Source organism: Shewanella cyperi (genome assembly GCF_017354985.1).
Classification (GTDB): domain Bacteria; phylum Pseudomonadota; class Gammaproteobacteria; order Enterobacterales; family Shewanellaceae; genus Shewanella; species Shewanella cyperi.
Window position 1 is genome coordinate 3,518,992 of the sequence record NZ_CP071501.1, and the last position, 26,113, is coordinate 3,545,104.

The following is a 26,113-nucleotide window of genomic DNA, read 5'->3' on the forward strand; positions in this document are numbered from 1 at the left end:
AAGCCGGGAATTATACCCTGATTCATGCGGCTTTGTATCCCCAGCCATTTTCATGTTGCACATGCTTGTTATCAAATGAATTTTTTAAATGCCTGCAGCCAATTACCCGCTCCCAATAGCCACTGATATCAGAGGCAGATGCCAAATTCGGGTACTTATGCCACACTAGCGCCCCAAACCTGGCTTTGCGTACTTTCAATGCAGGATAAAAACTTCGACTCACTGGCGGGCAAGTTCGCCAAAAACATTTACGGCACCCCCAAGGGGGAGATCCGCGCCGCCGTGTTGTGGCGTGACTTGCAAGCGGTGCTGACGCCCTATGGCGACCGCAAATTGCGGATACTCGATGCCGGCGGCGGCTTTGGCTTTTTCAGCCAAAAGCTGGCGGCTCAGGGCCATGAAGTGGTGCTGTGCGACATTTCCGCCGAGATGCTGGCAAGTGCCGAGGCGCAGATAGCCGCGAGTTCGGTGCCGCTCAACATACGTCTGGTTCACGGCCCATTGCAGGCCCTCAACCTGACGGATCACGGCCAGTTTGACCTCATTTTGTGCCACGCAGTGGTGGAGTGGTTGGCGGATGCCAAGAGCGCCCTTGAAGGCCTGCTGCAATTGCTGAAGCCGGCCGGGTTGCTGTCGCTGATGTTTTTCAATCTCGATGCCATGCGTTTCCATGCCCTGGTGTCCGGCAATTTCGATTATGTGCGGGCCGACTTCAAGATTAAGAAAAAAGTGCGCCTGACCCCCACCCATCCCCTGCCTGTGGCCCAAGTACGGGACTGGTTCAGCGAATGGCAGCTGCAAACCCAAAGCGAATCCGGGGTGCGGGTGATACATGATTATCTGAAGAAAAGCCTGCCGCCGGAGTTCAGCCAGCAGGACTTGCTGGAAATGGAACTGCGCTATTCCACCGAGCCACTCTATGTGCCACTCGGCCGTTACGTGCATTTCATCGGCCAAAAACCACAGGACTAATCGAACAGCTCCACGCTGTCCGGCGCCGGTTCGGCCGCCTTGCGGGTCACGCCGCGCAGGTATCTGGCTTCTTCGGTCTCGATTTGGCGGATACCTTCTATGGCCAAACGCTTGATCCTGACCTTGCCGCTTTGGGGATGCAGCAGCACCTTGCGCGGCCAGGGACCACCGAGATCTTCGGCCTGCACCTCGATTCCCTCCATGGCCAGATAATTGCGAACAAAATCGATGTTGGACTGGCCCACATTGAGCACTGACATGCGCCCCAGGCTGGCGCCACCGAAAATTTTGGCCTGCAAGCGACTCTTGAGGCCACCGACACTGAGTATGCTGTTGATCAGCTGCTCCATGGCCCAGTTGCCATAGCGACAGGAGTAACTGGTCAGCTGGTGCCAATCCTCATGCAGGGCGCGCTCGGGTAACAAAAAATGATTGAGGCCGCCTATGCCCATCAGCGGATCCCAGATACAGGCCGCCACACAGGAACCCAGGCGGGTATAGATGAGTTCATCCTGATTGCTGATGTAGTACTCCCCGGGATCGACCCGCGCCACCCAGGACTGCTGCTCATTGTCCCAATATCTGGGGGTGCGTTCAAAGCCGGGGTATGCCTGCTGTCGAGAATCCAGCACCATCCCGCCTCCTTGGCTGACTTGCTTCCCCCAGTATAGCCGGACCTATTGCAGCTGCATGGTACCCGGCATTATGCGGCAGGGGTTGGCGGCGCAGATATCGAAATGCCCCTCAAGTGCTATGCCCTGTCTGGCCAGCCAATAGGGCAGGCTCTCATCCCCCAACAAATGCGCGGCACCCACCACCACAAACAAATGCTCCGGGGTATCCTCCGCAGCTAGCATCCCCATCAGGGTGTCGGCCATGTTGCGATTGCGGTCGGTCAGCAGCAGCTGATGCAGCCTGGCGTCATCCGCGCCCATGCCCTCATCCAGCAGGGCTTGCAGGGTTTGGGTATCCCCCCGGCGCCAACTGGCAATCATGGTGCTGATTTGCTCATCCCCCATGGCCAGGGCCTCATCGACCATGGACCACTGGGTCTCCGGCGGCAGGCCATGCATCAGTTTGAACTGGAAGTCGATGCTTTCCAGCTCGAGGATTTGCTTGTCGCCGTGGCGCTCAAGCAGATACTGGTCGACACCATACTGGGCTTCCAGCCCCGCCGCCGCAAAACGCATCAGGGTGATCTGGGTTGCCTGCAACCAGGGACTCATGGCCGCCAGCTGACTGCACACCTGGGCCTTGTCCCGGCAGAATAACGCCAAGGCGGCATCGGTTGCCTTATCTGGAGGCGTCGGGTGCATGGCGTATTGACGCAGCAGCGCCGCCATTTCTGTCCGTGGATTGGTGATATCGGCTTCCACCACCAGGGCCCCGGCCTGCTCAAAGGCCAGCGACACAGCCTTGGGTAAGGGATAAAAATCCGCCTGGCCCACATGGATGGATCCGAGCAGGTGTACCGTCTTGCCCTGAAAGCTGAAACTGAAAAACGGCGGTTTGTCGTCGACGGCTGCCCACGCTGTGTGCCCCGTCAGCAACATCAAGACAAAACCCCAGACCAAGCGACTTGTTGCCATCATCCTTGCCTCTTATAATCCTGAAAAATTTTCATTGGATAGCCCTTATGCCATACACCAAGGTGATTGAGCAACTGACCGATAATCTGCAACTGGCTTATCGCCAGGCCATAGATGCAGACAATACTCTGGATGAGTTAAAGAAGGCCGGCCACGGCAAATTCTCCTATGTGTTTACCGCAGAGGAAGGCTTCAGCACCCGCAGCAACCGTTTTCAGCCCTATATCCAGGAACTGGCGGAAGAGCTGAATACCCTCAAGCAGGCCCCCACCCCGGAGCGACTGGAATCCATGGTGCGCAAGCTGGGACTGCTGCTGCAAACCCTGCAGGCCCTCAAAAGCCACAATAAGTAAGCGTCATATTAGTGTCATCGTTTCGCCATAGACTGCCCCAAACTTTCGTAGGAGCATTCCATGGCCGCAGCGGCACAACAGACAGCACTGGCGCAGATTGTCGAGCAACGCACTATCAATGCCTTGTTTCAGCCAATTTTCGATATTGCCGCCAACAAGGTGCACGGGTATGAAGCACTGACCCGCGGTCCCAGGGACTCCTGTCTGCACTCCCCGGTAGAGCTGTTTCGCACCGCAGAGCTGTGCGGTCGCCTCAGTGAACTGGAAACCCTGTGCCGGCAAATTTCGGTGGAACAGTTTGCCCGGCGCCAGTTGCCCGGCAAGCTGTTTATCAATATCTCACCCAAGGCGCTGCTGGATCCCGATCATCCCAAGGGCAAAACCCTGGCGCTGCTGCAGCAGCTGGGGATCCCGCCCTCAGAGGTGGTGATTGAATTATCGGAGCAACACCCAGCAGACGACATAGATCTGCTTAAGGCCTGCCTGCACAGGTACAGGGATCAGGGATTTCTGACCGCCATCGACGACCTGGGTGCCGGCTATTCCGGCCTCAGGCTCTGGTCCGAACTGGCGCCCGACTATGTCAAAATCGACCGCCACTTTATCCACGAAATAGATAAGTACCCGGTCAAACAGGAGTTTGTCCGCTCCATAGTCGAGCTGTGCCAGAGTCTGACCTGCAAGGTGATCGCCGAAGGCATAGAGACAGAGCAGGAACTGCTGATCCTCAAGCAACTGGGGATCATTTATTGCCAGGGCTTCCTGCTGGGCAAACCTGAACTGCACCCCAATCGCAGTTTGCAAAGCCGGCTGCTCCCCTCCCATCAACCTGCACCCCACAGGTACAGTGAAACCGCCGAGAGTTTGTGCTGCAACGCGGTCACTGTGAGCGCCGAAACCCGCCTCAAGCTTGTGGGTGAGCGTTTCAGCGCCGAACCGACACTGCAGGCCGTGGTGGTGCAGGCGCAGGATAAACCCGTAGGTATTATCAGCCGCGCCAGCCTGCTGGAGCTGTTCAGCACACCCTATGGCCGGGCGCTGCACGAAAACCACAGGGTGTCCGAAGTCATGGATACCCAGGTGCCGCGCATTGAAGCCGGCGCGCCACTGTCAATGGTCAGTCAATTGCTGACCGCCGACAGCGAATCCCAGATGGCCCAGCAATTTATCATCATGCGCCAGGGTGAGTTATTGGGTATAGGCCATACCAAGGATCTGCTGGCGAGGATCACCGAGTACCGCATCAAGATGGCCCGTCATGCCAACCCCCTGACCGATTTGCCCGGCAATGTACCCATTCAGGAGGAGTTGCAGCGCTTGCAACGGCAGCGCAGGCCTTTTTATCTGGGTTATTTCGACCTGAACCATTTCAAGCCCTACAACGATGTCTATGGTTTTTGCCGCGGCGATGAGGTGATTTGTGAGGTGGCCAGTCTGTTATCTCGTTTCCAGGGACCGGATTGTTTTATTGGCCATATTGGCGGCGATGACTTTGTGATGATAGCCACAGACCCGCGCATGCTCGACTGGTCGAGGGAAGTATTACTGGCGTTTAATGGCAGGCGGGAATCCTTCTACCAGGCGGAGCACTGGCATTCCCAGGCCATGCCAGGACAAGACAGGGATGGCACGCCGGGGCAACTGCCTTTGATCAGTCTCAGCGTTGGCATTCTCAGCCCCAGGCACAGCTTCAATGCCAGCGAGCACGAACTGTCGCTGCTGAGTGCCAGGGCAAAAAAACAGGCAAAACTCGCCAGGGACGGGTTTTGCCTGCTGGATGACAGACCGGCGCTGCTGAGTGCCTAACAGTTACTCGGGCAGAACCAGATCCTTGGAGACCCACTGGGTCAACAGCCGCACCTCATGCATGAAAGGCCGGTCGTTGTAATTGCGGATGTCATTCATGAAATTCATATTGGTGAGCTTTTCATCGCCGGCGGCGATCACCTGGTCCTTATCCAGCAAGCGGTAACTGAAGCTGATCCGCGGTGGATACACCTCTTTGACTATGCGCAAATCCGTGGTGGTGGCACCAAAGGTCGGGCGCATATCACCGGCCATGTCCACGTCAGTCACCGTCAGCTCCAGCTTCTGTTCCGGTTTGAAACGCTTCTGGGCACTCTTGTCCAATTCCTTGGTCAAGGTCTCGAACAGCCGCTGTTCAAAGCGGGACTGCAACTCACCACTGGACTCTATATCCCTGAATTTTTTGGGTTCCTGCCAGGTAATCTTGACCATTCCCTGTTCGGTGACCGGATTTTCCATCGCCTCATCGGCCGCCACAGCCGCGCCCGCAAGCATGCATCCAGCCACGAGTGTCATTAATTTACGCATCTCAGCCTCCTTGGGTACCAATATCTGCCTTCAACCCGGGTTATCCGGCAGTTCCCCTGCTTAACACCGGTTCAGCAATCATTCGCCACAGCAATTGCAACTTACTATTTTAGTTGATATTGAACGAAAATAGTTCAGCCGCCAATGGTGACAATTTGTATCACCCATCGCATTCGACGGGGGCGCCGGCTAGAAAGGAAACATGGCCGCCAGACGTGGATATTGCCGCCGCAAATCCTTGGGCCTGTTACTGAACTGCTTACCGGCGGGCTTGGCCTGGCCCGAGGGCACAAAGGGCAGCTCGTGACCGGTCCGCTCCTCATAGAGTTGACCGGCAATCAGATCATAATCTTCCACAAAGGGATAAGCGTATTCGTCCATCAAGGGCCAGGCCTCAAGCGCCGCCAGGGAGTCAGGATCGGCCAGGGCCGCCTCGAAACGCGCCTGCCCCAGGGAAATCAGAAAACAACGGAACTCGGCAAAGCCGTAGTCTGTGTCACAGCCGGTGATCACATAGGCGGCCCCCCACAGATCCCAGTGGTAGCAGCGCCGCATCTGCTGGCCGAACCATTTATCAAAGGCCGCCAACTCTTCATTACCCAAATCCTGCAATCGGGTCCGCAACTGTGCCGCCAGCGAGCCCTGGTCCTGCCCGGGCGTGGTCCGGGTTACCCACTGCCAATAAAGCTCTTCAGTCATACTTGTCACCTGTTATTAAACCGCGCCATTTTACACCGCTCTGGACTCAGCCCCAGGCTTTTTCTACACTTGGCCATCGCAAATTGACCGGAAGTGTCCCATGTTCAAGGCCCCGCTGCCATTACGCCTGTTAATCCTGTTGTATTTATTACTGAGCATAGCGGCCCTGGCCCGCAGCATCAGCACGGGAGCGCTGGACCTCTTCACCCTGGGGGTCATACCCGTAGTGGTCGGCTTATTGCTGCGCACCGCCTGGTCTGAGGTGGTGCTGAAGCTTTACATTGCCATCCAAACCCTGGGCTTTGCCGCCTTCGGCGTCACCGCCATCCTGGCACTGCAAATCACGCCACAGGATGTAAAAGTGGAGCTGCTGGGGTATCAACCGCCATTTGCCGCCGTCGTTCTCTGCGTTATCGGCTTGCTGGCCTACCAATATTGGGTCGCATTTTCGGCCTCAACCAAAGCCTATTTGCGCCGCGTTCCACAACAGGAATAGGCAGATTCTGTTGTCAAATTGTTATCTCTGGGGTAGTTTGCTGCCAGATACAGCAGACACAGAAGCAGTAGTATGAGCCACCTGTCCCCCAGTGAATTGTCCATCCTTTTGGTGGAACCTTCAGATACCCAACGTAAAATCATCATTTCCCGCCTGCAGCAGGAAGGGGTGCACGCCATCAGCACAGCGGCATCCCTGGCCGAAGCCAGGGAATCCCTGTTGCGCCACAAGCCGGATCTCGTTGCCAGTGCCATGCATTATGCCGATGGCGATGCTCTGGAACTGCTCGACTGGGTCAAGGGCAATCGTGAATATCAGGATGTGCAGTTTATGCTGGTGTCCAGCGAGTGGCGGCAGGAACAGCTGGAGATTTTCCGCCAGTCCGGTGTGGTCGCCATCCTGCCCAAGCCCTTCAGCAAGGACCACTTGGGCAAGGCCCTCAATGCCACCATAGATTTGCTCAGCCACGATGAACTGGACCTCAGCCACTATGACGTGCAGGACTTGCGGGTACTGGTGGTGGATGACAGCCGCATGGCCCGTAATCATATCCGTCGCACCATCAGCAATCTGGGCATGCGCCAGATAGTCGAAGCCGCAGACGGTGCCGAAGCCATAGCCCTGATGCAGGAGCAGATGTTTGATCTGGTGATTACCGACTACAACATGCCCAGCGTCGATGGTTTGGCCCTGACCCAATTTATCCGCAACCAGAGCCAACAGTCGCACATTCCCATCCTCATGGTGTCTTCCGAGGCCAACGAAGCCCATTTGAGCAACGTGGCCCAGGCCGGCGTCAACGCCCTGTGCGATAAGCCGTTTGAGCCCCAATGGGTGAAGAAAATCCTCTATACCCTGCTCGAAGATCAGCATTGAGGTCAAAAAAGTAAAAAATTTGCACCAATACCGGATTTTGACCGGTTTGAAAACTTCCCAAAAGCCAATCCCTGTGGCATGTTAGGCGGGTTTTACAACAATAAATCACGGAAAGAAGAGAACTGTCATATGAACAAAGCTGAACTGATCGCCAAGATTGCCGAGCAAGCAGAATTGAGCAAGGCCGACGCGGCACGTGCGCTGAAATCCTTTGAAGAAGCGGTAACCGAAGCCATGAAGAATGGCGACAAAATCTCCATCGTGGGTTTTGGTTCATTTGAAACCTCCACCCGCGCCGCCCGCACCGGTCGCAATCCTCAAACCGGCAAAGAGATCCAGATCCCAGCGGCAACCATTCCCAAGTTCAAGGCCGGCAAGGCTCTGCGCGACAGCGTGAACTAAGACTGAGTTCAGTTAAAAAAGCCTCCAACCGGAGGCTTTTTTATTGCTGCGACATCCAGTCTGGCTGCACAAAAAGCGTGCATCAGCTGCGTCATACTGGGGCAATATCCACAACCAGATCCAAAGCCAATATTGTAACATTCTGTATTAATGAGCTTTATTTAAATGGCACAAGATTGGCAATCGTAACTAAAGTAATAAACACCAAGTGCCGTCACCCAAAGAGGTGTGCAGTCCGGCCGCCAAAACAATTGAAGGGGATGAGAATGAAGAAACTGTTGAGCCAATTTGCCTTGCTGGGTCTGACCTCACTCGCCGTGGCACCAGCCATGGCCACATTTGAGGGCAACATAGGCGTCAGTTCCAATTACCTGTGGCGCGGCGTCACCCAAACCCAGGACGGCGTCGCCGTCGACGGTGGCGTGGATTACAGTCATGAGTCCGGCTTCTATGTTGGCTCTTGGGCTTCCAGTGTCGACTTTGGTGATGACACCAGCTTTGAGCTGGACCTTTATGGTGGCTATGCCGGCAGCTTTGCCGAGGACTTCAGCTACGATGTGGGCTACCTGCTGTACGCCTATCCCGATGCCGAGGGTGACATAGACTTCGGTGAACTCTACGCCTCTTTGGGTTGGAAGTGGTTCACCCTGAAATACGCCCAGTTTATCCACGCCGGTGACGATGTAACTCCCGATGAACTCGACAACACCGACATGAAATACCTGACCGCCGATGTCAGCATTCCCCTGAGCGACAGCCTGGCAGTGGGTGCCCATTACGGCTATGCGGATGGAGAAGTCAATCAGGCCTGGTACGCCGTATCCCACTACAGTGAGTATTCCCTGTCATTGAGCAAGGAAACCAACATAGGCACAGTGAGCTTTATCCTGGCGGACACAGATCTGCCCGGCGATGATGCCAAGCTGGTATTGAAATACTCTTACGGCTTCGAGCTGTAACGCCCCAGGACTCAAGCCGCCTGACCTACATAACCAAAAACCAGGCGGCAACCTCAGGCAACGTAACTTCGGCCGCCTTTACGGGCGGCCAACATTTTTTCTATGTATTCAACTATGGGCTCGGCCACCTGAATACCCGTTGTCTGCTCTATGCCCTCAATACCCGGTGCCGAGTTCACCTCCAGCACCAGGGGCCCACGGCTGGAACGCAGTATATCCACCCCGGCCACACACAGGCCCATGGCTTTTACCGCGGCCACTGCAGTCTTGCGCTCCAGTGGGGTAATCTTCACTTTCTGGGCACTGCCGCCCAGGTGCAGGTTGGAGCGAAAATCTCCCTCGGGGCCGGTGCGTTGCATGGCCGCCACCACCTTGTCGCCGACCACAAAGCAGCGGATATCGCTGCCATTGGCCTCCTTGATAAACTCCTGCACCATGATGTTGGCCTTGAGCCCCAAAAAGGCCTCGATCACGCTTTCGGCCGCCTTGCGGGTCTCGGCCAGCACCACCCCAATGCCCTGAGTGCCTTCGAGCAATTTAATCACCAGCGGCGTACCGCCCACCATGTTGATCAAGTCGGGAATATCATCGGGTTTGTTGGCAAAACCGGTCACAGGCATGCCTATGCCCTTGCGCGACAGCAACTGCAACGCCCTGAGTTTGTCGCGGGAGCGGGCGATGGAGATGGAGTCATTGGCGGCGAAGACCCCCATCATCTCAAACTGGCGCACCACGGCGCAGCCATAGAAGGTCACGCTGGCATGAATTCTGGGAATAATGGCATCCAGCCCCAGCACTTCCTGGCCTTCCAGGTGAATGCTGGGCTTGATTGAATTGATGTTCATGTAACAGTTGAGGGGATTGATCACCAGGGCCTCGTGGCCCCGGTTGTGACAGGCTTCCAGCAAGCGACGGGTGGAATACAACTCGGGAAACTGCGACAGCACGCCTATTTTCATCGTTTGGAGTACCAATAAAGGTTTGAAAAGCCTGACCCATTACGGGCACCAAACGCAAATTCTTGTCCATCGGCCCGAGTTTGGCAAGTGAAGTTCAGTGACGCGACTGTGACAGCAGGGGACGGATCAGATTTTGCTCAAACTCTTCCACCGTCAGCGGCTTGCTGTACAGATAGCCCTGCAACAGATCGCAGCCCCTGTCACGGCAGAATTTTGCCTGCTCTTCGGTTTCTATGCCTTCGGCCACGGCAATGACGTCAAAACCACGGGCAAAGTTGATAAGGGCCGACAATAAGCGACAGCCCTTGTCGTCCTTGCCGACTGTGGCAACGAAACTCTTGTCAATTTTAAGCACCTGAATCGGAAAATGCCGCAGATGCTCCAACGAAGAGAAGCCGGTGCCAAAGTCATCCAGGGCCAGAGTCACTCCCAGGGCGACCACCTGCTCCAGCTCCCTGGCCAATTGCTTGGGCTCTTCTATCAGGGCATTTTCGGTGATTTCCAACTCAAGCAGTTGTGGTGGCAGGCCACTTAAGTCCAAAGCCCCCTTGATTTTGTCACTCAGGGACTCACCGCCTATCTGGGATGCCGACAGGTTAATGGCCACGGGCAAGGCCTGGCCTGAATCAGCGAGCAACAACTGCCAGGTTCGGGTCTGTTTCAGCGCCGTGTACAGCACCCAGTTGCCTATGTCCTCCATCATGCCGATTTCCTCGGCAACCGGCAGAAAAGCATCGGGGCCCAGGAGGCCATCTTCGGGATGCATCCAGCGCAGCAGCGCCTCCATCCCCATCAAACGCCCGCTGACGGCATCAAACTTACCTTGGTAATACAGGCGCAATTCATTATTTTTTATTGCTTTTTTAAGCCCTTGCTCAATGCGGTTGCGCTGGCGCACCTCCCTGTCCAGCTCTTCAGAGTAAAATTGCGCCTGGTTGCGGCCCAGCTTTTTCGCTCTATACATGGCAATATCGGCGCACTTGAGCAGCTCAGATGCCGAATCTGCGGACTCCCCGTACATGGCGATCCCCAGGCTGGCGCTGATCATGATTTCGGTTTCGCCAATGTGGAAGGAATCTTCAAAAGCTTTCAGCAGGCGCTTGGCCAGACTGAGGGGAAAATAACGCCCCTCCTGCTCGGTTACCAGTACCACAAACTCATCACCACCAATGCGGGCAATAAGATCGCTTTCCCGTACCACCTTGCTGAGACGGCTGGCCACTTCCACCAACAATATGTCGCCCATCTGATGCCCCAGGGTGTCATTGATACCCTTAAAATCATCAAGATCGAGCAGGATTACCGCCAGCATATCTCTCTGACGTTTAACCTGGCTCAAGGCCCGGTTAAGACAAAGCTCAAAACCATAGCGGTTAACCAGCTTGGTCAGGGAGTCGTGCTCGGCCAGTTCCTTCAATTTTTCATGGCTGATGCGCAGCGCCTGGGCCATGGCACTGCGCTGTTTGGCATTGCGGATGGAGCGGGTAAGGCGGCCGGACGTCACTTCATCCTTGAGCAAAAAATCCTGGGCCCCCAATTCGATGCAACGCTCGGCCAGACGTTCGTCCTCATAACGGCTGATCATCACCACAGCGGTCTGATCGAGGGAGGTACGGTTAAGATGGGTCAACACCTCCAGACCATTGGCATCCGGCAGCAGGTAGTCCAGCAAAATCCCGTCGAAGTGACGTCGCGCGGCCATGTCCAGTCCTTCCTTGGCACAATTGGCCTCGGTCACGTGAAAACGATGCACAGATTGGCCCAGCGCCCTCACTATGGCTTCTCTATCGACCTCATCATCATCGATCAGCAAGAGTCTCATGGTCCTGCTCCTTCATAGCTCCGGCAATTCCACAATCCGCCAGTAACCATCCAGCATATTGAGAATATTCAGAAACCCATCCTTAATGTCACTTTTGACCATATAACCGGCTACGTTGTAACTGTAGGCCGCGACCTTATCCTCATCGGCACGGGAAGTGGTCAGCACAAATACCACGGCAGAGGCCAAATCTGGGGCATGACGCAGCTCCCGGAGAAATTCCAGGCCATTCATTCTCGGCATATTGAGATCCAGTAAAATGATAAACGCACCGGCAATCTCACCCCTGCGCAGCATCTCCAGGGCAGCAACACCATCCCTGGCCCGAACCAGGGGGTTAAGCAGTTTCAGCTGCCGCATCGCCCGCTCAACCGCCATATAGTCAACATCGTCATCATCAATCAGAAAGATAGTCACCTCGCGGTAACGTTTGGTTGGACTCATTCCGCCTCCTTAATCACCAGTGGCCAGGTGAAGAAAAAGCTTGAGCCTCGGCCTTCGGATTCGACCCACACCCGACCACCGTAATGTTCAACGGCTTTCTTCACCAGGGAGAGCCCCAGGCCACTGCCTTCCACTTCATCCCTGGGTTTAAGAGTTTGGAATATCGCAAAGACCTTGTCATGGTATTGCGGCTGGATCCCGGGGCCATCATCGGTCACACAAAAACGGATCATCTCGCCGTCCAGCGCCCAAGTCACATTGATGTGTCCCTGGGGCAAATCATGGTGTTTGATGGCATTGGCAAACAGGTTACGGAACACCATTTCCAGCGGCACCCGGGCGGTGATGAAATTCGGCACCATGCCCTCCAGTGTCAGAGAAAAGCCCTCCGGGGGCGCCACCAAATTGAAGGTTTCACTGATAAGGTCGGCGCAATTGACCTGATTAAGCTCAGCCTCTATCCGGCCAATGCGGGAAAAAGCCAGCAAACCATCAAGCAACATGGCCATGCGCTGGATGCGGCTCTTGATCAGCTTCAGGTACTTGCGGGCGTTTTCGCTGGCATTGTCCGCCAGGTCTTCATTCAACCATTCGGCCAGTTGTTCTATGCCCCGCAGGGGGGATTTGAGATCGTGTGAGGCTATGTAAGCGAAACTGTCGAGCTCCTTGTTTATCCGCTCCAACTCTCTGGTATGCTTGGCTTTTTGCTCTTCAATACGACGGCGTTCCGACACGTCATTGATGGTGGCCAGCACAGAAATGCCATTGGCAAAGTGGACAGGAGTCAAGCCAACTTCTATGGGCACCCGCCGACCATCCTTGGAACGGCCGAAGAGCTCATCCCGCAAAGACATCTTCTTCGCAATGGGATTGGCCAGGTAGCCACACATGTGCTCTTCATGTTGCTGCTGCAACACGTCCGGCAGCAGCACATTGACACTGCGCCCCAAAAGCTCATCCCGGGCATAACCGAACAACTGTTCCGTATGGGCATTCACCAGGGTGATCAGGCCGCGGGTATCGGTCATGATTAGTGCGCAGGGCGAGGCTTCAATCACCAGGCGAAAGCGTTTTTCATTGGACAAGATTTCGGTGGCAAACAGCGATTCCTGGTGCCGGGCCTTGGCGTTATTAAGCAGGAAATAGAGCAGCAAAAGTAAAAATATTGCCACTAAAAAGAGCATCAGCAGACTTTGGACATATTCCTGCTCGGACACAAAATCGGTACGACTACCGACCTGCAACAACCAGTTGTGCCCCCCAACGTTAATGGTTCTGAGCTGCCTGTAACTCAGAGGGTTATCCGGGTCGGGATCATTGGTAAACATCAGATTGGCTGCCGTCTGCTCTTCACCATCATAAATACTCAGCACCAGGCGTTCAAAATCCTCCCCTATGATGCCATTGATCAGATCCTGCATCCGAAACGCCGCATAAATCACGCCCTTGGCGCGACGTTCAACACTTGCCACATTGTCGTACAAAGGCAGATACATCAAAAAACCAGCCTGGGTATCCCGGGCGGTTTCCTGCACCAACACTATCTTGGCCGACACAGCGGAATTGCCCGTCAAAATGGCCCTGTCTATGGCTTCTTTACGTCTGGCCTCAGAATACATGTCATAACCAAAGGCCCTTTGATTACGCCAATCGAAGGGCTCAAGGTAAAGAATGGAATGGTAAATGGGCCTGTCACCCTCGGGGTACACCTTGAAATCGGGGAAACCTTCGGCCCGTACCGACTCAATAAAGTTAGTTAATTGGTCTTTGGTTAGAATAACGCTGTATCCCAGGCCCTGGATGCCGGGGTAATACTGCTGCAATCTGGCGTTCTGGACATAAATTCGCCATTCGTCCCTGGACACCTCATGGGATGACATAAACAAGCCTATGCCACTACGCAGAACCTGCTCATACACCAACATCCGACTGTCGATGGATCTGGCCAGGGATGCGACCTGGGCATGGAAACGTTCTTCGCCGCGTTCGTTGATATAACGATGAAACAGGTACCAGGCCGACACACAAAACAGCGCAGAGCCCAGCATGATTAACCACACCGAAGCGGGAGCCCGAAACGGGGTGAACTGGAGTCGTTGCGCTTGCCTGACATCATCCATAATGGCCAATCGCGTTTCCCTGCCCAAAGGTGAGAGTGCTGACAATAAGTTTTGGCAAGGGCAGAGGAAATTACAAGTTATAACCAAGCAAAATACTCAACTATGATGCTTTAGGAGGAGTCACAGCTCTGTCCGACATATTGCCTTCGTTCAGGATGCAAAGTTCTTGGAGCGTATTCAGAATTTTTTACTGCTAAAGGCAAAATTTTTTGCTTTTCCACGTTCAATTTATTGGCTAGAAATGCCATTAGGACAGCATGAGGAATTCGTTATGGCTCATATAGTAGAAGTCGTGCCCAACGATACTGAAATTGAAGAACTGACCTCCCCCAGAAATGCCCAGGCGGCCAAGGCACTCAAGCACAAACGCGAAGTGAAACGGCGCCTGGAGGATTACCTGGAGCGTGCCGAGTTGCGCAAAGCGCTGGGCACGGATGACGAGGATGATTTCTAACCCCTCGGAGCCGCTATTGCGGCTCCAATCCTATTCGCGTTAGCCCATTCCATTTCAGTGACTTAATAGCTTAGGTCCTGGTGACAGGCTATCATAAGCCTTCAGATGTTAAGACTTTCGGTGATCCCATGTCTGCCGCCAGACAACTCTACTGTCAGCAGTTACGCCAGTTTTCAGATACCCTGGTGCAATTGCAGACCCCCATTAAAATTCTCGATGCCATCAAATGGCCGAGGGAAATGGAGCAACGATTCCTTGCCACCGGTGGCAGCCAGCTGCCGGCCATAGACAAGGGATTTTACGACGCACTGCCCTTGCCTTTTGCCCCCCACCAGGTGCAACAGGAGCTAAAGCAGCTCAAGCAAAACATCCACAAGACCCTCGGCAAGCAGGATCCCTTGGGACGTCTGTTGGTGGCCAACGTCGAGCAATACCGCCAGGTCATAGACATGCTGACCCACAGGGGAACTCCAACCTTCGGTCGCCTGAGCCAGCAACTATACGGCAGCGCAGACAATAAACTGCATGGGGATCGCCATACCCTGAGGCAGCTGGGCGACCGGCTGTCCTACATTTTTTCCCTGCCCGCGGCATCCCACATGAACAAGCAGCATCCCAAAAATCTGGATGCGGCAACCGCAGTGACAGACTTAAGCCAAAGGCTTGGCCGCTATTTCCACAGCGACGAGATGCGGGTACGGTTGAGCGACGGCATAGTGTCCGATGCTGCTGTGGGTGGCGATACGGTCAAGATCAACAGCAAGGCCATGTTCAGCCAGGCCGATTTGAATGTGTACGAGGTCCACGAAGGTTGGGTACACGTGGGCACCACGCTCAATGGTCGGGCCCAACCCCATGCCACCTGGCTCAGCGTTGGCTCGCCCCGGGTGGCCGCCGCCCAGGAAGGACTGGCCGTGCTGTTGGAAATGTTGACCCTGAGCTCGACCCCGGGCCGTGCCAGGCGCATCAGCGACAGGGTCACTGCCGTCGATATGGCGGAAAAAGGGGCCGACTTTATCGAGGTGTTCCGTTATTTTCGCGAGCAGGATTTGAGCGAGAAAGACAGCTACCGGGTGACCCAAAGGGTGTTTCGCGGCGGTATGGTGGCCGGCGGCAGCTGCTTCACCAAGGACATCTCCTATGTACGCGGTTACGTGGAAAACGTTAACTTTATCCGCAGTGCCATCGCCTCCGGCTTACCGGAACTGATCCCCATGCTGTTCCTCGGCAAGCTGGCCATCGAGGACATACCCACCCTGTACCTGGCCTACCGGGACGGTATACTCACGGCGCCGCGCTACCTGCCGCCCATGTTCGAAGACTACAGTGGCCTCTATGCCTGGTTTGGCTTCGCCTCCGGACTTGGCAACATCAACCTCAAGGGGGTACAGCGTCACTTCCAGCGCCAGTTCAGGATCCTGCCCAATGTCGAGCCTCTGTATGCAGGGCAGGAAGAGACGGAATTCGACAGTACGGTCGAATAATAAAAAAGGATGCCATGGCATCCTTTTTTATTGGCAAACCGGCTTATTTGGCCGCTTGCGCCTGGGCCGCCAGTTGACGCTTCTGCACGAAGTACTCCCGGGTCAGTCCGAATACGACTGGGCTGAGCAGTGTCAGGGCAATCAGGTTGGGGATAGCCATCATGGCATTGAGCGTGTCCGCCAGCAACCAGATGAAGTCCAGAGAGCTGATGGCGCCCAGTGGCACCACCAGGGTCCAGAGCAGCCGGAATGGCTTGATGGCTTTCACGCCCAGCAGGTACTGGACACACTTCTCACTGTAAAAACTCCAACCAAGGATGGTGGTGAAGGCGAAGATAGCCAGCGCCACCGCCACTATGTAGTCACCAAATGGCAGTGCATGGGAGAAGGCGTAGGAAGTCAGCGCCGAACCGTTCTCGCCTGAGGTCCAGCTACCGGATACCACAATCGCCAGGCCGGTAATGGAGCAGACGATAATGGTATCGATAAAGGTCCCCAGCATGGCCACCAGGCCCTGAGCCACGGGATTCTTGGTTTGGGCCGCCGCATGGGCTATGGGGGCGCTGCCAAGACCAGCCTCATTGGAGAACACGCCACGTGCTACCCCAAAGCGGATCGCCGCCCATACAGCTGAACCGGCAAAGCCGCCCTGAGCCGCCACCGGGGTGAAGGCACTCTTGACTATCAACAGCAAGGCCGCAGGCAGTTGGTCTATGTACACAATCAGCACGGCCGCACCGGCAGTGATATAGAAAATGGTCATCAGGGGCACCAGCTTGCCCGCCACTTCGGCGATACGCTTGATCCCCCCCATCAGCACCAGGCCAACCAGGATCATCATCACCACGCCCGTTACCCAGGGCTGAACCCCAAAGTTAGTTTCCAAGGCGGCAGCGACCGAGTTGGCCTGCACAGTATTGCCGATCCCGAAACCGGCGAACGAGCCAAACAGGGCAAAGGCGGTACCGAGCCAGGCCCACTTACTGCCCAGACCGTTCTTGATGTAGTACATGGGGCCGCCAACGTGGTTGCCGTTATCGTCCACCTCGCGGTATTTGACCGCCAATACCGCCTCGGAAAACTTGGTGGCCATACCCACCAGCGCGGTACACCACATCCAGAACAGGGCGCCGGGGCCGCCGACAAAAATAGCGGTGGCCACACCGGCAATGTTCCCTGTACCTATGGTGGCCGAAAGAGAAGTCATCAGGGCGTTGAAGGGACTTATCTCACCTTGGGTTTCCCCCTCTTTGGAGGAAGTGCGACCGGACCAAAGCAGACGAAACCCTGTGCCCAGTTTAAGTATCGGCATTAGCCGCAGGCCAAGGGAGAGAAACAGACCAACGCCCAGGATCATGACCAGCATGGGTGTGCCCCACACCACACCATTGATCATATTTACAAATGCAGTTAAGGCTTCCATTCGCACCTCATGGTAATTATCGAATTTATTGTTATTGGCAAAGGCCATGTCTCTGGGAACAAGGCCATAAAGAGCCCCAGAGTACAACGAAAAGTTAACAATTGAAAACCAACTCTGCTCATGCAGATCCCTGGATAGTAAGTGAACACCCTGGCAGTTCAAAAAAGCAGCAATCGAATCGTGGCGCCACAGACGTATTTTTTCCACAGCCGCCCCTTGGCAGCCGAGACAGGATCAAGGGTGGGATTTTGCTTGTCTACGACCCAAAGCGCGGAATTTAAAACCAAAATAAATAGATTTTTATGCAGATAATGGATTACTGAATATCAGATGCGCCAATGAAAACATCAACCTTTATTTGGCTACCATGCTGTTTATGCAATCAAAAAGTCCGCAAGACTCGCCGCTGGAGCAAATAGAGACTCAAGTTGCATTCAATGGCTGAAAAATCGCCCATCCGATAATGAAAAACTCCGTTCTCATGGCAAATTTGAAATAAAAGTTTCAAATAAACAATGCATTAACACGTAATTTAATTGTGGCATACTCGCCGCCGCGAAAGCACCTCAAATGGACTTGCAGGAATTCAATACGCAGGATGCCAAAACTATAAGTGCGAGACCTACTAGGATGATTACAAAACCAACCCTGACCGCAGCCCTGTTGCTGGCCGGTCTCAGCGCCCATGCCCATGGTGCGCTGCTCATCAGCGAAGTCCTTTACGATGCGCCCAACAACGACAGCGTCGAGGAATTCATTGAACTCTATAATTCGGGCTGCGACCCTGTGGATCTGAGCCAATATCAGCTCAGTGACAACAGCAGCAGCCTCAACCTCAGTGGTACCCTGGCGCCGGGCAAGTATTACAGCCTGGCCATCAATGCCGCCGGTTTCAACAATCTGTTCGGCAAAGATCCCGACTTCGCTCCCCTGCCCTTCAGCCTCGGCAACTCGGGCGACTTCGTCAAACTCAGCCTCAATGGCCAACAGGTGGATCTGGTTGCCTGGGAAGGGGGCGTCAGCGGCTGGAACCTGAACGTGCGTGACGTGGCGCTGGAGCGCACCACCATAGTCAACACCCAAACGGAAGCCGACTGGACCGCGGCAGCCAGTGCCGGTACGCCGGGCACTGGCACACTCGCCGGTTGCAGCGCGCCGTTGCCGACCGAAAACCTCTTGTCCAAGGGCGAAGTCAGGACCAATCTCAGCGCGGCCCAGGGGCAGGCGCTGGACTTTGTCGCCGATATTCCGGCCGGCAGCAGCAATCTGGCTGTGACTCTGTCCGGTGGCAGTGGCGATGCCGACCTTTATGTGCGCTTTGGTAGCGAACCCAGTACCAGCCAATACGATTGCGCCCCCTATCTGAGCGGCAACAACGAGCAATGCCAGATTGCCACGGCCCAGGAAGGTCGTTGGTACATCAAACTGCAGGCCTATGAGGCCTTCAGCGGCGCCTCGCTGCAGCTCGACTATGACACGGATGCGGGCAGCGGCACTGGAACAGGCACTGGCACTGGAACAGGCGGTGGCACAGAACCGGATCCCGCCGGTTACAGCTATGACACCTACTACGCCCAGGCCATAGGCAAGAGCGGTATTGAACTCAAGACCAGCCTGAACCTTATCATCCGCGACCACACCCGCTACACCTACACCCAGGTGTGGGATGGTCTCAACTACACGGATGAAGATCCCGCCAATCCTGACAATGTGATCCTGCTGTACACCGGCCGCTCCGAACCCAAGACCAATCGTGCCGGCCTCAGCAGTTCACTGGATGCCTGGAACCGGGAGCACGTGTGGGCCAAGAGCCATGGCTTCCCCGACAGCAGCCAGTACGCCTATACGGATCTCAATCACCTGCGCCCGGCGGACGTAACGGTCAACAGCACCCGTGGCAACAAGGACTTCGCCATGGGAGGGACACCTCTGTCTGAAGCACCGGAAAATAAAACCGACGCCGACAGCTTCGAACCTGCGGATGCGGTCAAGGGCGATGTGGCGCGTATGGTGCTGTACATGGATGTCCGCTATCAGGGCGGCGACAGCAGCAACACGCCGGATCTGATCGCGGTCCAAGGCACCACTGGTACCAACGAGCCAAAACTCGGTGACCTCTGCACCCTGCTCAGCTGGCACAACCAGGATCCCGTCAGCGATTGGGAGCGGCGCCGCAATAACCGGGTTTATGAGTGGCAGCACAACCGCAACCCCTTTATCGACAATCCGGCCTGGGCCAATGCCATCTTCGGCAGCGGCTGCGGTCAGTAACTGCAGTTGACAATAAAAAAGGCCCCGACCGGGGCCTTTTTCATGGAAAGCGCCTATTGCTCCAGCAGGGTTTTGAGGTTGCCAAGTCCTGTGTTGAGATCGTCGGCAATCATGGTTTCAAAATCCATCAGCACCAACATCAGGTTCATCGGATAATCCATGTGGCCGCGAAAGCCCCAACTCACCAGAGTCTTGCCTTCGGCCGTTGCATCAGTGGTCATAAAGGCCAGATCTGTGGCTTCAAAGGGGGTTAAGAATCTCAGCTCATAGTCGATGCGTTTGTTCGGCACCATGGCCGTAATTTCCTGCTCACCGCGGCCCACATCCGGGTTGTCGCTGTCCCAGGCCGAGACAAAGCCCACAGTGCCATCCGTGCCGCGAAAACTCAGTCTCGCCTTGGGATCCATCTTGGCCCACTTGCTATAGTTGTTCTGATTTTTCAGATACTTGACATAGTCATAAACTTCGGCAACCGGCTTGTCTATGACGATGGACGTGGTCACTGCATACTCTTTTCTGACAAAGAGGGCCGCCACCAGGGGGATGGCGCACAGCAGCAGTAAAAACAGCAGGATTTTTTTCAGCATAGGATCTCCATGATCGGTTGCCGATTGCCAAGGTGGTTGCGGCCACGGAATTGGATTTTGCTGAAAAAGTATAGCCAGTTTTCAAGCAGTTACCAATTAAGCATCCAGGCGTTTGATCCCCAGGGTCTCTTCCTCGGCCAGGCGTTGCAGGCAGGCCTGGCACAAACAGGCATCCCGGCGCTTTGGCAGCGCCCTGGGCACCTTGGCGTTCAGGCACCAACATTGGTCAATGCTTTGGCCTTGGGTCAGGGCACAGAGGTTGGATTGACCACACAAGGGGCAAAGGGTTTCGCGCATCAGGATCGGCCCATGCACCAGAGGCGCCACAACAGGCCGAACAGCGACAGCAGGCCATAACAGCCGCAACTGATCCAGAGGAACAGGCCCGTCAGGGTTTCTGTGGTGAAAGACATCAGATAGAGGCTGGACATTAACATCAGCGACAGGAGTAACTTACTGATGTCCAGCGGTAATTTTTCCATATGAAATTCGTGTATGCTTTGCTCATCCATGGCTTGGCTTCCTTTTTGATCCGGCATTCCCCCCACGGTCGGAATCAAACCTGACTGTCGGGGGCCGTTACACAGCCTAGCCCATGGTCGCCAAAAACAAAAGGCCCCAGTATCGGAGCCTTACCGCTGTTACTCGCTCTGGGGCCTGACCCCCAGGGTATGGCAGATGGCGTAGGTGAGTTCGGCACGGTTAAGGGTGTAAAAGTGGAAGTCCTTAACCCCTTCCCGTGACAGCACCTTGACCATGTCGATGGCCACGTTGGCCCCCACCAGCTGGCGGGTACCGGCGTCATCCTCCAGCCCCTCGAACTGCTTGTGCAACCAGGCGGGGATCGACACATTGGTCATGGCGGCGAAGCGTTTGAGCTGCACGAAGTTGGTCACCGGCAGTATTCCGGGCACTATTTCCACATCTATGCCGGCGGCGACGCAGCGGTCGCGGAATCTCAGGTAAGACTCCACATCGAAAAAGAATTGGGTGATGGCCCGGCTGGCACCGGCATCGATTTTGCGCTTGAGGTTGATCAGGTCCGCCTGGGCATTGGCGGCCTCGGGATGCACCTCGGGATAGGCGGCCACGGAAATATCGAAGTCGGCGACACTGCGCAGCAAACGCACCAGATCCGCGGCAAAGCGGGTTGGCCTGGGGCTGCCGGCGGGCAGATCGCCCCGCAGCGCCACTATGTTACGGATACCGCTGTTCCAATAGGTCTTGGCCAGCCCCAGCAGCTCCTCATCGCTGGCATCCACCAGGGTCAGGTGTGGTGCCGCCACCAGGTCCGTCTCACGCTGGATGCGCTCAATCACACCATGGGTGCGGTCACGGACCCCGGAATTGGCGCCATAGGTCACGGAAACAAACTTGGGCTTGAGCGGTTCCAAACGGCGAATGGAGCTCCACAGCAGCTTTTCCATTTCGGGGGTGGCAGGAGGAAAGAATTCGAATGACACATTAATCCCGCCATTGAGCTCAGCCAGACTCTGATTCAGGGAGTGAGAATGTTGTGCGTGATGAAAAGCCATTAAATATTCCTCGACTGCTAAAATGGACGTTCGGGCGTTTGGACGTCTATACGTCCACATACTAGAGCAATCTCAATTCAAGTCAAGCGTAAAAAACGCCAATTTGCCCATCCTAAAAACAAAAGGGACGCCAATGCGTCCCTTATCACCCACAGCCAAGCTTATTCCTGTAACAGCTCGTGGCAGATCTGCGCCAGATCGGACTGCACCGCGGCCGCTGTTACCTCACGGCCGGCGCCTGGGCCACGGATGATCAGCGGATTGCCCTGATAGAAGGCGCTGCGGATCACAAACACATTGTCACCCGGTGTCAGGTTGGCCCAGGGATGCTCCGGCTCAACCCAGCTCAGCCCCACCTTGGCACTCACGCGCCCGCCGGCCCTATCCAGCGCCGCCACATAGCGCAGCACCTTGCCATTGTCCCGGGCAGCGTTGAGGGCCGCCAACATGGGGGCATCCAGCTCGCTGATCCGCCCGAGGAAGTCGGACAGCGGCAGGGCGGCCAGCGCCTCTGGCACCGGCGATTCCACCTCTATATCGTCCAGCTCCAGCTCCAGGCCTATCTCGCGGGCCAGGATCAACAGCTTGCGCTGCATATCGCGGCCGGAGAGATCGTCCCTGGGATCGGGCTCGGTGATCCCGAGCGTCTTGGCCTCCAGTACCAATTCGGAGAAGGGTCGGCTGCCGTCATAATGTTCGAACAACCAGCACAGGGTGCCGGAGAACACACCGCCGACCGCCTCCACTGTGTCGCCACTGTTGTGCAGATCGTTGAGCGCATGCTGCACCGGCAATCCCGCACCACAGCTGGCGTTATAGCGCCAATACAACCTGCGGTTGCCGAGCTGTTGTTTCAGCTCGCGGTAGAAAGGCAGCGGGCCTGAGCCGGCCAGCTTGTTGGCGCTGACCAGATGAATGCCACGGGCAAACAGCTCGGGGTATTGCAGTGTCAGCGTGGCGCTGGCGCTGATATCCAGGGCCACCAGCTCGTCGCACTCCAGGGCCTCCAGCTGTTGGAACAGGCTTGGATAGTCCCAGTCGTGCGCTTCTACCGCGAAACGATCGCGCCAGTTGCCGGCATCTATGCCCTGACTATCAAGCAACGCCTTGCCGGAACTGACCAAACCCAGCAGCTCAATACTGGCCTCCAATTCCCGCCCCAAAGAAGTGGCGGCGCGGCGAAACAGATCCAGCCAGGCTTCGCCTATGTTGCCAACCCCAAGCAGCACCACGCCGATGCGTTTGCGCGGCCCGGCGCAGCGTCTGTGCACCTTCTGGGTCAACAGGGTCACCTGATTCTTGGGCACCAGGGTCACCAGGCTGAGACCGTCCTGATACAGGGGCCTGGCCTCACGACTGAGCAAACGGGCAAAGCCGCGGCGATATAAGTGGGCATCGGCGCTGACCAGGGCCACCAGTCCGAGATCCGTGGCGACGCTGATGTCACTGATCTCCAGCTCCGGCGCCAGGGCATTGAGCTGGTTCAGGGCCTGGCGTTGCAGCTCGGGCATATAGGCCAGTTCCAATCGGCCATTGGCTGCGGGCCACCAGGCCAGCGGAGCCACACCGGCTTCTGCCAGCTGGCTCAGCAGGGTGTCGCAGTCACCGCCCAGGGTCAGGCTGAAACAGGCCACCTCGTTAAGGTTGGTCACCACGGGGGCGCTGGCGCGGGAGCTTGAGGGCGCCACCAGGGTAAAGGCGGTGTGTGGCGCATAGCTGGAGCGCACCGCCATGCTGACCCGGGTGTCAAACAGGGGTTGCAGGGTACGGGAATGGAGCACGGGCGAACCCAGACGCGCCAGGCGGTCGGCCTCGGCCAGTGACATGCTGGCCAGCAACTTGGCGTCATTGATCTTGTTGGGATCGGCGTTAAACACCCCTTCCACATCGGTCCAGATAGTGACCCGGTCGATATCGGCCAGGCTGGCAATCAAGGTCGCGCTGAAATCCGATCCGTTGCGGCCCAGCAGCAGGGTATCGCCGCGGCTGTTGGCGCAGATAAAGCCGGTGATCACCAACCGCTCGTCCGGATGTTCGGCCAGCAGCGCCTGCACCTTGGCACGGGACTCGGCGGTGCGGATCTGCGGCACAGCGCCTTCATCGGCCACCAGTATGCTGCAGGCATCCACGTGGCTTGCCGCCACGCCGGATTCACGCAGCAGTGCAGCCATCAAACGAGCCGACCAGCGCTCACCGAAACTGACCACCTGATTCACCTGATAGTCGTTGCGTTCACCAAGGGCCAGCAGGGTCTGCAACTGGGCCTTGTCCGTGGCCAGGCGCTCACGCAGGTGGCGGGCCTGTTCGGCACTGAGCAACTGCTCAATCAGTTGTTGCTGATAAGCCATCAGCTGCTGCAACTCTTCCTGCCACAGGGCACCTTTGTCGCTCAGCTCCAGCAGACGATAGAGAAAATTGGTGCTCTTGCCGGCGGCCGACACCACCACCAGATCGTCGCTACGCCCCTGGGTCAGCAGTATATGGGCCACCCGGCGATAACAGTCCGCATCCGCCAGGCTGGAGCCACCGAATTTATGTAAATGACATCGTGCCACATCAGGCTCCTATTGCTTGCAGGCCGCAACGGCGGCGAGTCCGGCCTCTATGTCGGCCAGCAAATCTTCCACATCTTCAATCCCCACCGACAGACGCAGCAGAGTGTCACTGATCCCGGCCTCGGCGCGGGCATCGCTGTCCATGGCCCTGTGGGTCATGGTGGCGGGCACTGCCACCAGGCTCTCTACCCCACCGAGACTTTCGGCGATGCTGAAAAACTGCAGCGCCCCGAGAAAGGCCACCAGCTCTTCCTGGCCACCTTCAAGCTCAAAACTCAGCATAGCGCCAAAGCCCTGTTGTTGCCGGGCGGCAATCTCGTGCCCAGGGTGATCCTTGAGCCCGGGGTAATACACCTTGCGCACCAGCTCGCTGGCAGCCAAACGGGCCACTATACGCTCGGCGTTTGCCTGGTGCTGCCGCACCCGCACCGCCAGGGTGCGCACCCCGCGCAGGGTCAGGTAGCTGTCAAAGGCGCCGCCTGTGAGTCCCAGGGTATTGGACCACCAGTGCAGGCGTTCCCCCAGCTCGACATCACGGCACACCACGGCGCCACCGACCACATCGCTGTGGCCATTGATGTACTTGGTGGTGGAGTGCACCACTATGTCGGCCCCCAGCAACAGGGGTTGCTGCAATATGGGCGACAGGAAGGTGTTGTCCACCACCACCTTGGCGCCTACCTTGTGGGCGGCATAGGCAATGGCGGCTATGTCCACCACCCGCAGCAGGGGATTGGAGGGAGTCTCCAGCCATACCATGGCCGGTCCTTGAGCCAGGGCCGCATCCAGCGCCGCCGTATCAGATTGATCGACCACCAGCAGGCGGAACTGGCCTTTCTTCGCCAGGTTGGTGAACAGGCGATAGCTGCCGCCGTAACAATCGTGCGGCACCACCAATAAATCATCGGGTCCGAGCAGACTGGTCACCAGGGTGATGGCAGCCATACCGGTGCAGGTAATGATACCGCTGCAACCGTGTTCCAACTGGGCCAGGGCCTCGCCAAGTTGCGAGCGGGTGGGATTACCGGAACGGCTGTAGTCGAATGCCCGTGGCTGGGTGTGACCGTCAAAACTGTAATTGGTCGACAGGTAGATGGGCGGTACCACGGCACCATGCTGGCTGTCACTCTCAATGCCCTGACGTACTGCTATGGTTGCGGCTCGACGCTCTGTCATACTCGGATCCTCAAAATACGCTTGCGCATCACAATGGATGTCTGGACGTCTAAATTAACTCAGCAAATGTACCGAGGTCAATAGGCATCCAGACTTTTAGACGTCTATACTTGCTGGCAAGAGCCCACAGATGGGGCGTTTTAGCAGCAATTATTTGACTGTAGTTTGTAAGGGTTTAAAATCGGCACCGAATTTCGGATATCACAGGTGAGTCAATGACTGAATGGAATGGCGAATACATCAGCCCCTATGCTGAGCACGGAAAGAAGAATGAGCAGGTTAAAAAGATTACCGTTTCCATTCCTTTGAAAGTGTTGAAAGTATTGACCGATGAGCGCACCCGTCGCCAGGTCGGCAACCTGCGTCATGCAACCAACAGTGAATTGCTGTGTGAGGCCTTTTTGCACGCCTACACGGGCCAACCGCTGCCCAATGATGACGACCTGTCAAAAGACAAACCCGACAGCATCCCCGCCGAAGCCAAGCGCCTGATGGATGAGATGGGAATCGAATGGGAAGACATGGAGTAAACTCCTGTCAATGGAAGATAAACAGACAAGGATCGCTCGGCGATCCTTGTCTGTTTTTGGCCCCGGAGTACTT

The 26,113-nt window shown here is 56.2% G+C and carries 26 protein-coding genes; 11 read left to right on the forward strand and 15 right to left on the reverse strand.

The genetic code is table 11. The features are described from left to right. Positions 1-198 precede the first annotated feature (198 nt). Positions 199-972 carry a methyltransferase domain-containing protein gene (locus JYB84_RS15610; RefSeq protein WP_207320937.1) on the forward strand — a complete coding sequence of 258 codons (774 nt, stop codon included), beginning with the start codon at positions 199-201 and terminating at the stop codon, positions 970-972. Here the strand turns inward: JYB84_RS15610 and JYB84_RS15615 are convergent. Further along, entirely contained in the window at positions 969-1,607 is a 639-nt protein-coding gene (locus tag JYB84_RS15615) for a chemoreceptor glutamine deamidase CheD (RefSeq protein ID WP_207320938.1), read from the reverse strand. The two genes, JYB84_RS15610 and JYB84_RS15615, sit on opposite strands and share 4 nt — an antisense overlap. Before the next feature lie 42 nt (positions 1,608-1,649). Next, complete coding sequence (locus tag JYB84_RS15620; protein ID WP_207320939.1) at positions 1,650-2,564, reverse strand: TraB/GumN family protein; 915 nt, start codon at positions 2,562-2,564, stop codon at positions 1,650-1,652. A gap of 44 nt (positions 2,565-2,608) precedes the next feature. On the opposite strand from JYB84_RS15620, the gene JYB84_RS15625 reads away from it, so the two are divergent. Together JYB84_RS15625 and JYB84_RS15630 are read left to right on the forward strand one after the other, a co-directional pair. Continuing rightward, entirely contained in the window at positions 2,609-2,914 is a 306-nt protein-coding gene (locus JYB84_RS15625; RefSeq protein ID WP_207320940.1) for a prephenate dehydrogenase, read from the forward strand. A gap of 60 nt (positions 2,915-2,974) precedes the next feature. Beyond that, positions 2,975-4,720, forward strand: coding sequence for a bifunctional diguanylate cyclase/phosphodiesterase (locus tag JYB84_RS15630; RefSeq protein ID WP_207320941.1), 1,746 nt, complete (start codon positions 2,975-2,977; stop codon positions 4,718-4,720). Positions 4,721-4,723: 3 nt separating this feature from the next. Here the strand turns inward: JYB84_RS15630 and JYB84_RS15635 are convergent, their stop codons facing one another. Both JYB84_RS15635 and JYB84_RS15640 read right to left on the reverse strand, forming a co-directional pair. Continuing rightward, positions 4,724-5,248 carry a DUF3016 domain-containing protein gene (locus JYB84_RS15635; protein ID WP_207320942.1) on the reverse strand — a complete coding sequence of 175 codons (525 nt, stop codon included), beginning with the start codon at positions 5,246-5,248 and terminating at the stop codon, positions 4,724-4,726. Positions 5,249-5,437: 189 nt separating this feature from the next. Next, a complete protein-coding gene (locus tag JYB84_RS15640) occupies positions 5,438-5,947 on the reverse strand; it encodes a DUF4240 domain-containing protein (RefSeq protein ID WP_207320943.1) in 510 nt (169 codons plus the stop codon). A 100-nt stretch (positions 5,948-6,047) separates the two neighbouring features. On the opposite strand from JYB84_RS15640, the gene JYB84_RS15645 reads away from it, so the two are divergent. The 4 genes from JYB84_RS15645 to JYB84_RS15660 all read left to right on the forward strand — a co-directional run bounded on the left by JYB84_RS15645 (position 6,048) and on the right by JYB84_RS15660 (position 8,680). Continuing rightward, positions 6,048-6,443: a hypothetical protein gene (locus JYB84_RS15645; RefSeq protein WP_207320944.1), complete on the forward strand. Its 396-nt coding sequence runs from the start codon at positions 6,048-6,050 to the stop codon at positions 6,441-6,443. A gap of 72 nt (positions 6,444-6,515) precedes the next feature. Then, positions 6,516-7,319 (forward strand): response regulator, encoded by an 804-nt coding sequence (locus JYB84_RS15650; RefSeq protein WP_207320945.1) that lies wholly within the window; start codon positions 6,516-6,518, stop codon positions 7,317-7,319. A gap of 129 nt (positions 7,320-7,448) precedes the next feature. Next, entirely contained in the window at positions 7,449-7,721 is a 273-nt protein-coding gene (locus JYB84_RS15655) for an HU family DNA-binding protein (protein WP_207320946.1), read from the forward strand. Between the two features lie 266 nt (positions 7,722-7,987). Further along, positions 7,988-8,680, forward strand: coding sequence for a TorF family putative porin (locus tag JYB84_RS15660; protein ID WP_207320947.1), 693 nt, complete (start codon positions 7,988-7,990; stop codon positions 8,678-8,680). Between the two features lie 53 nt (positions 8,681-8,733). On the opposite strand, the gene rimK is transcribed toward JYB84_RS15660, so the two are convergent. The 4 genes from rimK to JYB84_RS15680 form a co-directional block, all read right to left on the reverse strand. Beyond that, positions 8,734-9,639 (reverse strand): 30S ribosomal protein S6--L-glutamate ligase, encoded by a 906-nt coding sequence (gene rimK / locus JYB84_RS15665; RefSeq protein ID WP_207320948.1) that lies wholly within the window; start codon positions 9,637-9,639, stop codon positions 8,734-8,736. A 94-nt stretch (positions 9,640-9,733) separates the two neighbouring features. After that, positions 9,734-11,461 carry a putative bifunctional diguanylate cyclase/phosphodiesterase gene (locus JYB84_RS15670; RefSeq protein WP_207320949.1) on the reverse strand — a complete coding sequence of 576 codons (1,728 nt, stop codon included), beginning with the start codon at positions 11,459-11,461 and terminating at the stop codon, positions 9,734-9,736. A gap of 12 nt (positions 11,462-11,473) precedes the next feature. Continuing rightward, the gene (locus JYB84_RS15675; RefSeq protein ID WP_207320950.1) at positions 11,474-11,905 is read right to left on the reverse strand and encodes a response regulator; all 432 of its coding nucleotides are present in this window, start codon (positions 11,903-11,905) and stop codon (positions 11,474-11,476) included. Next, complete coding sequence (locus JYB84_RS15680) at positions 11,902-14,025, reverse strand: sensor histidine kinase (RefSeq protein ID WP_228290979.1); 2,124 nt, start codon at positions 14,023-14,025, stop codon at positions 11,902-11,904. The genes JYB84_RS15675 and JYB84_RS15680 overlap by 4 nt, the downstream gene beginning before the upstream one ends. Before the next feature lie 271 nt (positions 14,026-14,296). On the opposite strand from JYB84_RS15680, the gene JYB84_RS15685 reads away from it, so the two are divergent. Beyond that, entirely contained in the window at positions 14,297-14,479 is a 183-nt protein-coding gene (locus tag JYB84_RS15685; RefSeq protein WP_207320951.1) for a PA3496 family putative envelope integrity protein, read from the forward strand. 128 nt (positions 14,480-14,607) lie between these two features. Next, a complete protein-coding gene (locus tag JYB84_RS15690; RefSeq protein ID WP_207320952.1) occupies positions 14,608-15,963 on the forward strand; it encodes a flavohemoglobin expression-modulating QEGLA motif protein in 1,356 nt (451 codons plus the stop codon). Between the two features lie 43 nt (positions 15,964-16,006). On the opposite strand, the gene JYB84_RS15695 is transcribed toward JYB84_RS15690, so the two are convergent. Then, complete coding sequence (locus tag JYB84_RS15695; RefSeq protein WP_207320953.1) at positions 16,007-17,386, reverse strand: alanine/glycine:cation symporter family protein; 1,380 nt, start codon at positions 17,384-17,386, stop codon at positions 16,007-16,009. A 630-nt stretch (positions 17,387-18,016) separates the two neighbouring features. Between JYB84_RS15695 and JYB84_RS15700 the strand changes: the two genes are divergently transcribed. Further along, positions 18,017-19,657 (forward strand): endonuclease, encoded by a 1,641-nt coding sequence (locus tag JYB84_RS15700; protein ID WP_207320954.1) that lies wholly within the window; start codon positions 18,017-18,019, stop codon positions 19,655-19,657. Positions 19,658-19,710: 53 nt separating this feature from the next. On the opposite strand, the gene JYB84_RS15705 is transcribed toward JYB84_RS15700, so the two are convergent. The 6 genes from JYB84_RS15705 to metB all read right to left on the reverse strand — a co-directional run bounded on the left by JYB84_RS15705 (position 19,711) and on the right by metB (position 25,510). Continuing rightward, a complete protein-coding gene (locus JYB84_RS15705) occupies positions 19,711-20,244 on the reverse strand; it encodes an SRPBCC family protein (protein WP_207320955.1) in 534 nt (177 codons plus the stop codon). A 96-nt stretch (positions 20,245-20,340) separates the two neighbouring features. Then, positions 20,341-20,541, reverse strand: a complete 201-nt coding sequence (locus JYB84_RS15710) for a cysteine-rich CWC family protein (protein WP_207320956.1) — start codon at positions 20,539-20,541, stop codon at positions 20,341-20,343. Beyond that, entirely contained in the window at positions 20,541-20,756 is a 216-nt protein-coding gene (locus tag JYB84_RS15715) for a hypothetical protein (RefSeq protein ID WP_207320957.1), read from the reverse strand. Before JYB84_RS15715 ends, JYB84_RS15710 begins: the two co-directional genes overlap by 1 nt. A 129-nt stretch (positions 20,757-20,885) precedes the next feature. Further along, positions 20,886-21,779, reverse strand: a complete 894-nt coding sequence (metF, locus tag JYB84_RS15720; protein WP_207320958.1) for a methylenetetrahydrofolate reductase — start codon at positions 21,777-21,779, stop codon at positions 20,886-20,888. A 161-nt stretch (positions 21,780-21,940) separates the two neighbouring features. Further along, complete coding sequence (locus JYB84_RS15725; protein WP_207320959.1) at positions 21,941-24,334, reverse strand: bifunctional aspartate kinase/homoserine dehydrogenase II; 2,394 nt, start codon at positions 24,332-24,334, stop codon at positions 21,941-21,943. 9 nt (positions 24,335-24,343) lie between these two features. Continuing rightward, positions 24,344-25,510, reverse strand: a complete 1,167-nt coding sequence (metB, locus tag JYB84_RS15730) for a cystathionine gamma-synthase (RefSeq protein ID WP_207320960.1) — start codon at positions 25,508-25,510, stop codon at positions 24,344-24,346. A gap of 215 nt (positions 25,511-25,725) precedes the next feature. Between metB and metJ the strand changes: the two genes are divergently transcribed. Next, positions 25,726-26,040, forward strand: a complete 315-nt coding sequence (metJ, locus tag JYB84_RS15735; RefSeq protein WP_207320961.1) for a met regulon transcriptional regulator MetJ — start codon at positions 25,726-25,728, stop codon at positions 26,038-26,040. Positions 26,041-26,113: the final 73 nt, after the last annotated feature.